5 protein-coding genes are annotated in these 12,889 nt (G+C 35.1%); all 5 read left to right on the top strand.

Annotated elements, in window-relative coordinates; all coding sequences use genetic code 11:
- Positions 1-98 precede the first annotated feature (98 nt).
- The 5 genes from IPK91_09585 (at position 99) to IPK91_09565 (ending at position 12,765) form a co-directional block, all read left to right on the top strand.
- Positions 99-3,305 carry a CHAT domain-containing protein gene (locus IPK91_09585; GenBank protein ID MBK8297508.1) on the top strand — a complete coding sequence of 1,069 codons (3,207 nt, stop codon included), beginning with the start codon at positions 99-101 and terminating at the stop codon, positions 3,303-3,305.
- A gap of 266 nt (positions 3,306-3,571) precedes the next feature.
- Entirely contained in the window at positions 3,572-6,565 is a 2,994-nt protein-coding gene (locus IPK91_09580) for a CHAT domain-containing protein (protein MBK8297507.1), read from the top strand.
- A 370-nt stretch (positions 6,566-6,935) separates the two neighbouring features.
- Entirely contained in the window at positions 6,936-7,709 is a 774-nt protein-coding gene (locus tag IPK91_09575; protein ID MBK8297506.1) for a DUF1295 domain-containing protein, read from the top strand.
- Between the two features lie 97 nt (positions 7,710-7,806).
- Complete coding sequence (locus IPK91_09570; protein ID MBK8297505.1) at positions 7,807-11,133, top strand: CHAT domain-containing protein; 3,327 nt, start codon at positions 7,807-7,809, stop codon at positions 11,131-11,133.
- A gap of 219 nt (positions 11,134-11,352) precedes the next feature.
- Positions 11,353-12,765: a peptidoglycan DD-metalloendopeptidase family protein gene (locus tag IPK91_09565; protein MBK8297504.1), complete on the top strand. Its 1,413-nt coding sequence runs from the start codon at positions 11,353-11,355 to the stop codon at positions 12,763-12,765.
- Positions 12,766-12,889: the final 124 nt, after the last annotated feature.

The following is a 12,889-nucleotide window of genomic DNA, read 5'->3' as shown; positions in this document are numbered from 1 at the left end:
TTCATTTTTGATTTCATTTGGTTTTCTATTAATCACTAGAAATTGAAATTATTTTCAATTTAATACCTTCCTTTTAACATTGTAAATTTATTTTATTTATGAAATTTAAATTCTTAATGGTATTAATTCTAATATCCCATTACATTAGTTCCCAGTCAGACACAAGTATAGTATTAGATAAATTGGATAGTCTGTTTGTATTATGTGATGCCTATTCTGAAAAAGGGTCGTTTAAAGAAGCATTTGATGTAATTGTCGAAGCTGAAAATTTGAGTATTAAATGGTTTGGAAAGGAATCTGCATCTTATGGAGATGTATGTTATTTTCGTGCTTTCGTTTATAAGTTAAAATTGGAGTATGGATTAGCTGAAAAATGGCTGTTTGAGGCCAAGGCAATTCAATTCAAAGTGTTAGGAGAAAATCATCCTTATTATTCCGCAACAATTAATACATTAGGTGCTGTTTATATTGAATCAGGAGACCTTGTAAAAGGAGAAGAATGTTTATTACAATCGAAAAAACTCAAGGAAAAGTACGAGGGGAAGGAAAATGATGGTTATGCAGTTGTGCTAATTAATATTGGCTCTTTTTATCAGCGTGTTGGTAGATATGAAGAAGCATCACTTTACTACTTGGAGGCTAAAGAGCTTTATGAAAAGCACTTGGGAAAAGATAAAAGGCATTATCCAACTACTTTAAATAATTTAGCTTCATTAAATACAGAAATTGCGCAGTTTGAATTGGCTGAAACTTATTACTTCCAAGCACTTAGCAGCACAAAATTATTATTTGGCGAACAAAGTCCTCCGTATGCACTTATCCAGGATAATATTGCAAGATTGTACCAAATCATGGGAAATTATGAAAAAGCTGAATGGATGTTTTTGGAGGCATTAAATACAAGAAAAGCCTCTTTAGGTACCAATCATCCAAATTATGCATCCAGTTTAAATAATTGCGCAACCTTGTTCAGGCAATTGGGTAAATATGATAAAGCTGAGATCTTTTTACTAGAGGCAATTGAAATTCTGGAAAAAACATTAGGAAAAGAAAATGAATGGTACTGTTCTACACTGCAGAATCGAATTGATGTTCAATCGCGTAAGGGAAATTATCAGAAGGCAATTGAAATGCAAATTGAACTTAATAATATTTGGTTAAAAACTCAGGGAGATAGTAGTCTTACCTATTCAAAATCACAAATTGCATTGGCAAGTTATTATATGAGCTTGGGTTTTTTGCAAGAAGCAGAAAAATGTTATCAAATAGCTATTAAAATTGTAGAAAAAAAGTTAGGAAAGAAACATTATTCATACGCTGAAAACTTATCTCATTTAGCTAGTTTATATATTGAGAAGCAAAATTATAAACTGGCTGAAAAATTGCAGTTGGAATCCATTAAGATTACAGAAAAAGTTCTAGGTACTGAGCATATAAACTATGCAAATCGCTTGTTTAATTTAGGATTGATTTATGAATTAATGGGGAAATTTAAAAAGTCAGAATCATTATTTTCAATTTCATCTGCAGTTATAAGAAAAAATATTATGAATGCCTTATTCCACCTTTCAGAACAAGAAATGAATCAATTTATATTGACTTTTGCCGCAAAACAAGCTTTGATATTATCATTTGCACACAATACGAACGGAAGGACAAAGATAGCAACAACTTGTTTTGATAATTCCTTGTTTTTTAAAGGATTCCTATTAAACGCTTTTAATAATAATAGACATTTAATTGGCACTGATTCGATTACTATCGCGAAGATTAATTTGTTAAAATCTTACAGCCATTTGTTGGCAAAGGAATATTCTAAACCTATTTTATTGAGAAAAGGAGTTAAAGAGCTGGAAGAAAAATCCAACGAACTTGAGAAAACAATCGCACGATTAAATATTGATTTTGATCATTCCACCCAACAAATAAGTTGGAAAGAAGTACAAAAATTATTGAGTCCGGATGAAGCCATTATAGACTTTATTCATTTTAACTATTCAAATAAAAGGGGCACGGATAGTATAATTTACGCAGCTATGGTACTTAAATCTGGGAATCAGCTGCCTCTATATATCCCATTGGTTGAATCTAAACAACTTGAAGAGCTTATGACTACAAAGAAAGGCCAGAATAATTTAACCCAATTATATGCTTTTCGGGGTGTTAATCCTATTAAAGTTATTTCAATGAATACTATTTATAACTTGGTTTGGAAGAATTTAAAAGGTGAATTAACTGGAATAAAGAAAATTTATTATACTCCAACTGGATTATTACATCGAATAAATTTTGATGCCATCCCAATTAATGATACAACCATTTTATCTGACCAGTATCAATTGAATCGATTGAATAGTCCAAGGCAATTAATGTTTCCTAAAACAATGGTTCAACAAAATAATGTGGTTACAATGTATGGTGGAATTCAATTTGATCGGGATAGTTTTTTTGGCCAAACAGAAACTCACGATACTATTCTTAAATACAGAAAAGGAGATATAGTTAACTTTAGATCTATTGACACTACAAATAGAGGAGGAAGTTGGAACTATTTGATTGGCACTGAAATGGAAATAAACTCCATTGAAGCAATTACGAAACAAGCAGGCATGCAGAATATAGTTAGAAGTGGAAACCAAGCAACGGAGGAATCTTTTAAATCAATCGGAACAAACAATATGCCTTCACCAAGAATTTTGCACATTGCTACTCATGGTTATTTTTTTCCTGATCCTGACCGTACGAACTCCGCAAAAAGCGGAGTGGCGCAAGACAGTGCAGCAAGCGAGGGAACTGCGCAAGCAGCTTCATTAAATCCTATTGCTAAATTTGAAGCAACAGAAACTGTGTTTAAGATGTCAGAACATCCCATGCTTCGATCAGGACTAATAATGGCAGGCGGCAATGAAGCCTGGCAAGGAAAACAAACTTTGGAAGACAGAGAAGATGGAATACTTACTGCTTATGAAATTAGCCAAATGAATTTGTCAAGCACCGAGTTGGTAGTCTTATCTGCTTGCGAAACCGGCTTAGGCGATATCCAAGGAAACGAAGGCGTTTATGGATTGCAAAGAGCATTTAAAATTGCAGGAGCAAAATATTTAATCATGTCGCTTTGGCAAGTACCCGATAAACAAACCAGTTTATTGATGACTACATTTTATAAGAAGTGGTTGGAAGACGAAGGTCCCGATAAAGGCGGGAAAAAAATGACGATACCAGATGCATTCCATGCCGCTCAAAAAGAATTGCGCGAACTAGGCTTGGATCCATATCAATGGGCTGGGTTTGTTTTAGTAGAATAAATATTAATGGTAAATTGTAAATTATAAAGGGTGAATTTTTAATAGTTGTTAGGTGAAAGTTGTTAGTTATGAATTAATTTTTCAGACTTTCCTAATGACTACCACCCTAGAGATGCTACGCTTCTTTTCCTATTTGCGATCAGCCACAAAACCATTCAGACTCCTTGCCATGAATCAGAAGTTAATAGTCACTAGTTTATACTTTTAATATTATACTTACCTTTGAGTTTAGTATTAAGAAGGTGAAATTTTAATTTAAGACAGAAATGAAAAACAGCATCATTATCATCGTTCTATGTTGGACAAATTTTGCTTTAGCACAGGAATTGATCGATTCGGCCACCTTGAAACAGCTAGACAGTCTTCTGAATGTTTCTAAAAATTTGCGGGAGAAAGGCGACTTGATTAAGTCATTTGAATTAGATAGTTTAGTTTCAAAACAAGCTTTGGAAAAATTAGGTAGAAATTCTGCAGTCTATGCAAACAGCTGCATAAGTCGGGGAAAGTGGAATTTAGCAAAGAGCAATCACGCAGCAGCAGAAACATTTTATTTTGAAGCCATCCATATTTTTGAGACTCTTTATGGTACAGAGCACAACCTCTATGCAAAGGCACTAAATAATTTAGGAGTCTTGTATTATTTGATGGGAAAATTCGAACCGTGTGAATCAATTTATTTGAAAGTTAGGGATATTCAGGAGAAAGCTGTAGGGAAAAATCATATTGATTTTGCAGTAAGTCTAAATAATCTGGCACTTTTGTACAAAGAATTGGGGCGGTACGATAAAGCAGAACCCTATTATACAGAATCGTATTTATTATTCAAAAAAATTCTGGGGGTAAATCATCCTCAATACGCTAAAAGTGTAACCAATCTGGGTGTTTTTTATTTTATTATTGGAGCTTATGATAAAGCGGAGCCTTTATATTTAGAATCAAAGGAGATAAGGGAAAAATCACTGGGAAAGAAGCATCAAGATTATGGTGTAAGTTTAACCAATTTAGGTACGCTCTATGCTGCAATGGGCAATTTAGATAAAACAGAACGCTATTATATTGAAGCAACCCAAATATTTGAACAAGTAGTAGGCAAAAATCATCCAAAGTATGCGCAGAGTTTATACAACCTGGCTTCTTTATACAATGATTTACATAGAGACAGTCAAGCCTTGGTTTTGTTACTTGAGGCAAAAGCCATATTATTTACCGAACTTGGAACCAAACACCCGGATTATGTAAATTGCATTCACCTGCTTGCACATGCTTATAAAACTTTAAATAATTACGAGCTGGCAGAATCGTATCACCGCGAAGCATTGGAAATCCAAAAATCCATAACGGGAAAAGAGCATACTGCTTATGCAAACAGTTTGATTTCTTTAGCAAAAATATTTATGGAGACAAGCAGGGATAGCCTGGCTGAGCTTTTTTTAACAGAGGCGCAAACAATATTTAAAAGAGTAATAGGGAGTGATTATGCTGAATACGCAACCGTATTAGGATATTTGGCAATTGTTAATGAAAAAAGATCAAATGTTGAGTTAGCTGATAATTTACTTTATGAATACATGGTGCTGAGCCAAGAGAAATTAATCAAATCTGTTCTATACCTATCTCCGGAAGAATTGAATAAATACGCAGATAGAATTGCAAGAAATTTAGCAACACTTTTATCAATAAATTACAGAAGAAATATGATGGGCAACCATTCGGCAAACTTAAACAAAGCAATATTTAATACAGCTTTATTTCAAAAAGGTTTTGTTCTAAATGCCGCCAATCGCTTGAATTTGTTGGCAGCCGAAACAAGTGAATCCAATGAACTAAATACAACACTCCAATCTTATAAACGGAGGTTGGCAAAAGAATATGCAAAATTGTATTCTGAGCAAAATAAACAACTGCTGATTGAATTGGAAGAAAAGGCAAATATTGTCGAAAAGGATTTAGTTAAAAAGGTGAATGGTTATTCTGATGCAAGCACTCAGGTTCAATGGAATGATGTAAAATTAAAATTACAGCCTGGGGACGCTGTATTGGAATTTGTAAACTTTAAATTGGATTTTCCTAAGAAAACAGATAGTATAATCTACGCAGTGCTTCTGTTGCGATTTGAAGATTCCATACCAGTTTTTATCCCGCTTTTTGAAGAGCAGCAATTAAGCTTAATCCTCCAAGGGCATTCAGCTGGTAAACAAGCAGAAATTTACGCCAGCCGCGGCGTTTCTCCGATACGAGTTCAAGATTATACTAGCCTCTATAATTTAGTTTGGAAACCAATTGAGATGTACCTGATAAATAGCAAAAAAATATATCTAGCCACTTCAGGAAATTTACACCGATTGAATTTCACTGCAATTGCAATTTCAAATACCACGGTGCTAGGAGATAAATATAAATTTACTCAAATTGGGAGCACCAGGCAATTAGTCCAGTCACAGAAAAAAAGTTGGAATCAAACACCAGCTGCATTGATTGGTGGTATAAATTATAATATTAGTGAACCGAATACAACATCAAAATTGCAAGTAGAGAGCAAAGAACTTGAATTTGCAAGTTCCAAAACCAATGTTGCGAATAAGAGTTCGCAATGGAGTTTCCTTCCTGGTACGGATCAGGAAATCAGCAGCATTTTTAGTCTATTTAAGAACAATAACATTCCAGCGACTCAATTCCGCGATCGTTTTGCAACAGAATCTGAATTTAAAGCCATGGGGAAAGGAAACCAATCGCCGCGAGTATTGCATATTGCGACACATGGTTATTTTTTTCCTGATTCAAAATCCAATAGGCAACAATCAGAATTCAGTAGCCAATCGGAAAATGTATTTAAAATAAGCAATCAGCCGATGCTACGATCCGGTTTAATTCTTGCTGGAGGAAATAGCGCATGGCAAGGTGATCAAATTATAGATGGAAAAGAAGATGGAATACTTTCTGCTTATGAGATAAGCCAAATGAATTTATCAAATACAGAATTGGTCGTTTTATCAGCTTGTGAAACCGGACTCGGTGATATCCAAGGCAATGAAGGCGTTTATGGATTGCAAAGAGCCTTTAAAATTGCAGGAGCTAAATATTTAATCATGTCGCTTTGGCAAGTACCCGATAAGCAAACCAGTTTATTAATGACTGCATTTTATAAAAAATGGCTTGAAAACAAAATGACGATACCCGATGCCTTCCATGCTGCTCAAAAAGAATTGCGGGATCTTGGATTGGATCCGTATCAATGGGCTGGGTTTGTGTTAGTTGAGTAAATTATTAATAAATCTAAATCCTCATTCTCCGCTCTCATTCTGATTCTGTATTTTTGGCGGATGCCGACGCTATTGGTCGGCATGCTGACACGCTTCGCTTCGTCAGCATTTGTGTTGGTGGAATGATTAATTAGCTGATGGTTGTCAGTTGTCAGTTGGTAGGTACAACAAATAAGCTGTTACGCAAGAAAGTTCATGCTATAAATTCTCAATATTGCAACATTGCGGAATTGTAGCATTGCAGGATATAAATCAGTAGTCAGCAATTAGAAATCAATAGTCAGTAAAGCTGTAAAACAATAATCCAAAAGCCTATAGACTTCCTTTCTAGAGACTTCTTCTTGTTCTCTCAAATGAAATACATTTGTACATGAATCAAATCAATTTGGAATCATTTCTCCTGATCAATTATTGCTGGATAGCTTTGGCGATTCTTGTCCATGTTACCATGTTTTATATTAAAGCACCTTTTGGACGACATACCTCAGAAAAATGGGGCATAAGTATAAATAATAAATTGGGATGGTTTGTTATGGAATTGCCTTCCTTGGCAATCATGGTGTATTTTCTTATTTATGGCGCGAATTCATTGAAATCCTATGTTTGGATTTTATTTTTTCTTTGGATTTTTCATTATGTCAACAGAACCTTGATCTATCCGCTTCGAATTAAAGCTACGCCTAAACGCATACCGCTTGCAATTGTTGCGTCTGCCATTTTTTTTAATTTTGTAAATGCAGGTTTAAATGGTTATTATTTATCGGCTTTAGCTCCGATAAATAAGTATAATGAGCTCTGGATCGTTAGCTGGAATTTTATAATAGGCATAGCTTTGTTTTTGACTGGAATGTTTATCAACTGGAAGACAGACACTATGTTGATCCGATTAAGAAGCACAGGAGAAACCGGATATAAAATTCCAAATGGCTTTTTATTTAATTTTGTAGCCTCCCCCAATTTATTTGGAGAAATAATACAATGGCTTGGTTTTGCTGTAATGGCCTGGAATTTACCCGCATTTGGATTCTTTATTTGGACCTATTCAAATTTAGTTCCACGGGCTAAAAATCACTACGATTGGTATCATCAAAATTTTCCGGATTACCCTAAAAGTCGAAAAATTATTTTTCCGTTTATTTATTAATTTCTACTCGGTTGAATTCATTGTATTTGAAATCAATTTTTTAATTTAGGGGATCATTAATTTATATTTATATTTAACTGTTCTTTTAATAAGTTCCATGTACAGGGTATTCGGATTATTTATTCTTTTTTTTCCTTTGCTGGGTAAATCACAAGAGACCAATGCAGATGTTATTCGAATGCAGATGGATAGTCTCAATAAGGTGGTTGTCAAACATATTGATTTAGGAAAATTTTATTTAGCCTTACAGCTCAATAAACAAGTGGATTCCATTGTTTCAATTAATTTGGATAGCATTTCAGCTTCTTTTGGTCTTTATTGCTTAAACAAAGGAAGAATTAATGCTTTTTACAATAAAGTAACAGATGCAGAATTTTATTTTATAAAAGCCAAATTTGTTTTTAAAAATAAGCTAGGCAGTACCCATCCGGATTATTTAGAGACTTTAAGTTTTTTGGCAAATTTTTATAAGGAAATCGGGTCTTATAAAAATTCAGAAATATATTATGAGGAGTTAAAAAAATTATTAGCTAAAACATTTACCAAGAGGGATACTAAATACATAGCTTGTCTGAATGAAATGGGTCTACTCTTTAAAAACATGCAACAATTCAAGAAAGCAGAATCTTATTTATTGGATGCGAAGGAAATACAATTAGCAAGTTTAAGTGCAGACCATCCGGATCTTGCAAATACCTTTAACAACCTGGGCATTTTGTATAAAAATATGGGACGATATGAGGAGGCAGCTCATTATTATAATGAAGTGTTGCGGATTCGGAAAATTCATTTAGGTACGCTGCATCTACTCTATACCAGCACATTGACAAATCTTGCCAATTTATATATTGACTTAGCAAATTACTCCTTGGCTGAAAAATACTTTTTAGAGCTTATCCAGTTGCGTGGAAAAGCACACGGTCAAAATCACCCGTATTATGCAACCAGTTTGGAGGGCTTGGCGCAGTTGTACAGAGCAATGGGGATTTATAATAAAGCAATAGCCTATTCCATGGAAGTTAATACTATTCGAGACCGCAGTCTTGGAAGTTTTCACAGTGTATATGCCGGCGGACTAAGCAATTTGGCACAGATTTATACAGAAACCGGAAATTATGAGGATGCATTGCTTCTCTATCAAAAGGCCCTAGCGATCTACAAAGCTACTTTAGGTAAGGACCATTTGAAATATCTCGAATGCCTGAATCGAATGGCTATTTTATACACCTATAGAGGAAATTATGTAAAAGCAAGATCCTTCTTTGAAGAAGTGTTGGATACCCGAAGCAGGCAATTTGGAAAGCAAAATACCCAATACGCAGATGGGCTTGCTGGTTTGGCTTTTTTATTTAATGAAATGGGTGTATGCGATTCATCTGAATTCAAACTATTGGAATCTTTGAAGATAATTCAAATGGTTTTGGGTTCGAAGCATCATAAAAGTGCACAGGTGATGGATAAATTGGCGGATTTGTATAAGGATATTGGAAAAATTCAACAGGCAGATGCATTGTTTAGAAGGGCTAAAAATATTCGGGAAGACATGTTGGGCAAAAAACACTTTCTCTATGCTATGAGTTTAGCGCACGTAGCTAATGTCTGTGAAATTCAAAAAAAATACAATGAGTCCGATCAATTATTAGCGGAATTAAACGAACTTGATCAGAATCGAATGCGAAGTGCAGTTAGCTTTCTATCAGAAATAGAACTTGCAAACTATATTCTTTCTTTTCAATTGCGTACAAATGAATTGGGTGCATTTATAAATTCACGGCCCTTGAATAACCATGAAAAGTTGACAAGTCTTATTTTAGATAATACCATTTTCAGCAAGGGTTTTCTGTTAATGGCAGCTTCGCAGTTAAATTATAGTTTCTCTGATGATCCAACGTTTGAAATAGATAGAAATAAATTAAGAGGATTGCGCAAGCAACTTGCTGTTGAATATGCTAAACCAAAATCTGAACAGCGGAATGTATCTGAGTTGGAATCGAAATCCAATTCGATTGAAAAAAAATTGAGACGATTGAATTTAAATTATTTACAATATGCACAGCAAGTTAAGTGGCAGAAAATACGAGATCGGTTGACAACCAATGAAGCAGCCATTGAATTTATTCCATTTCAGATTCAAAATCAAGATAAACAAGTTGCCGTAATGTATGCCGCCATTGTACTTCGGGCGGATTCTAAATCTCCCCGATTTATTAGCTTGTGTAAAGAGACAGATCTTGATTCTCTTATAAAATCAAAATACAAATTGCGGCAAGATTATATTAATGCAATGTATAATCTTTATAACAGAGGGGTTGTTGAGGCTAAAATTTTGAATAAATCTTTATACGAATTGGTGTGGAAACCTATTGAGTCTGAATTAAACGGAGTCAAAACTATTTATTATTCACCTGGTGGATTGTTTCATCGAATCAATTTGAGTGCGGTGCGTTCTTCTAAAAATACGACCCTTGCGGATCAATTTCAATTAGTCGAACTTAACAGCACCAGGCAACTCATTTTGCCAAATAATTTTAACAGTACAACAAATAATGCCATCCTTTATGGAGGCATCTATTATAATACTTCGGATACTGCTTCTTTAACTGGAGTAACACAAAATCAACAAGCGGATTTAAAAGATATAGCTATAGATTCAACCAGAGGTAGAAGTTCCTGGCCATTTCTGGATGGTACAGAACACGAAGTGAAGACTTTGAATGATCTATTGATAGCTGCTGGATTCAGTGTTACATTAAAAACGGGTTATGATGCAAGCGAAGAATCTTTCAAAGAGTTAGGTTTATCAAGTAAACCGTCACCAAGGATCATTAACATAGCAACCCATGGATTTTTTTATCCTGACCGAACGAGTTCTGCCAGAGGCAGAATGGCGCACGACAGTGCGGCAAGTGAGGGAACCGCAAAAGCGGCTTCAATAAAGCCTCAATTTATTACAAGCGACCAGCCTGAGTTTGTAATTTCTGAGCAACCTATGATGCGTTCCGGATTGATACTTGCTAATGGAAACGATACCTGGCAGGGGAAGAATATCCTAGCTGGCAAAGAAGATGGTATATTAACTGCTTATGAAATTTCTCAAATGAATTTATCCAATACCGAGTTGGTTGTTTTATCAGCCTGCGAAACAGGCTTGGGTGATATTCAAGGAAATGAAGGAGTGTATGGATTGCAACGGGCATTTAAAATTGCAGGTGTTAAATATATCATCATGAGTTTATGGCAGGTGCCAGATTTAGAAACATCTGAATTCATGATTTCATTTTATAAAAATTGGTTGGGGGTCGATCCAAGCGATAATCAAAATAAGAATAGAAGCATTCCGGAAGCATTTCGATTAGCCCAAAAAGCAATGAAAGAGCGATTTATCAGTCCTTATCAATGGGCAGGATTTGTGCTGGTTGAATAAAAATCAAATGTCCATACTCCGCATGCTCCGCTCACATTCTGATTCTGTATTTTTTTGGCGGGTGCTGACGCATTTGGTCAGCATGCCGACAAGCTCCTCTTCGTCACCATTTGTCTTGTTTGAATAAAGCAATCCAAAAAGCAGTATTGGGCAAATAAAAACAGCTCAGGCAGCATATTTTTCTTTTGTTGACTCTTTAAATTAGTACCTTAGATCATTATGAAAAATCATTGTATAAAGACATTATTGATTGCAGTTTCAGTCTTGCTTAGTATCCCATTAATCGCTCAAATTCCAATTCATGATCCTGGTATTCAAGTGGACGAATCAAGTTTTTTTACCAACAATGCAATGAATCCATGTGTGACGGAGACTTTATATAAAAACATTGAACAACGTTGCATGGAAAACAACCAGCGAATGCAGCCAGAAAAGAAGATGCAAACAGCGGTCGTCTCATTGGAATGGCCGCTTCGTGCAGCGGACCGTTTAACGGATTGTAGTTTTTATCGGGTTTCGGCATATGTAGATCAGAATACGACATCAGGAGCATTTCAGGATTTTAATTGTGGGACAAACACCTACGATGGACACAGAGGGACCGATATTTCGATTTGGCCTTATAATTATTTAAAAATGGATTCTAATTGGGTGGAAGTGATTGCAGCTGCTCCCGGAATGATCATTGATAAACACGACGGAGAATTTGATAAAAATTGCGCTACGAATACCATGATGCCTAATTATATAGTAGTACAACACGCAGACGGTTCCAGAGCCTTGTATTTGCATATGAAAAAGAATTCACTAACTGCAAAAACAATTGGTCAAAGCTTGGAGCTTGGAGAATTTATTGGAATTGTAGGAAGTTCCGGAAATTCATCCGGTCCGCATTTACATTTTGAAGTGTGGGCTGGTGCTACGGTAGCAACCCGTATAGATCCATTTAAAGGAACTTGCAATGCATTAAATACGACGAGCTGGTGGGCAAAACAAAATGATTATAAAGAAACAGCCATTGTGAAAGTTTCAAGCAACTCAACAGACATCGTAATTCCTGCATGTCCTGCAACAGAAATTCCAAATGAAACGAATGTTTTTCAAATCCCATTTCAAGGTTCGGGATTGCCCGCAGGGTTTGCAAAATTTTATATTTTTTTAAGAGATGAACTCAGCGGTATGACCGCCGATATCAGTATCTTAAATCCGGATGGCTCGGTATTTACCAGTTGGACTTATACCAGCCCTGCAGACAGTAAGACCCGCATTCAGGGCTGGTCAAAAAAATTACCTACCAATCCTGGTAAATATACGTTTAAGGCAATATACAATGGAAAAACCTGTGTTTCACAATTTGAGATCACATTGCCGGTTCAGACAAAAACTGAAAAAGTGAATTCCGACTTTATAATTTATCCAAATCCTACCAATGGACAATTTACGATTCAATTAGGAGAAGCATGTGATGGAACGCTGAAAATTTCCACGATGTTGGGTACAACTGTTTATACTGAGCGGATAAGTCAAAGGCGAACTGAATTAAATATTCCTGTCAGAAATGGAATTTATTTTTATGAATTTCAAAATGACAATGGACAGAAGCAATCTGGAAAAATACAGATTGAAAACTAACAAAGGGCTGTAAAATACAATCAAATTTCATTGTTTTAGTAAAAACACATAATTTAAGCGAGACAAACGCTGACATTTTCTTATATTTATCATTAAGAATTTTAATTCAGCAATTAAATCAAAC

Source organism: Saprospiraceae bacterium, from assembly GCA_016712145.1.
Classification (GTDB): domain Bacteria; phylum Bacteroidota; class Bacteroidia; order Chitinophagales; family Saprospiraceae; genus Vicinibacter.
The sequence above is the reverse complement of the archived record's forward strand: the minus strand, read 5'-3'. Positions and strand labels throughout refer to the sequence as shown.

Excerpts from the sequence above, each read along its gene's own strand:
- IPK91_09585 (MBK8297508.1), top strand. The coding sequence starts at position 99 with ATGAAATTTAAATTCTTAATGGTATTAATTCTAATATCCCATTACATT.
- IPK91_09580 (MBK8297507.1), top strand. The coding sequence starts at position 3,572 with ATGAAAAACAGCATCATTATCATCGTTCTATGTTGGACAAATTTTGCT.
- IPK91_09575 (MBK8297506.1), top strand. The coding sequence starts at position 6,936 with ATGAATCAAATCAATTTGGAATCATTTCTCCTGATCAATTATTGCTGG.
- IPK91_09570 (MBK8297505.1), top strand. The coding sequence starts at position 7,807 with ATGTACAGGGTATTCGGATTATTTATTCTTTTTTTTCCTTTGCTGGGT.
- IPK91_09565 (MBK8297504.1), top strand. The coding sequence starts at position 11,353 with ATGAAAAATCATTGTATAAAGACATTATTGATTGCAGTTTCAGTCTTG.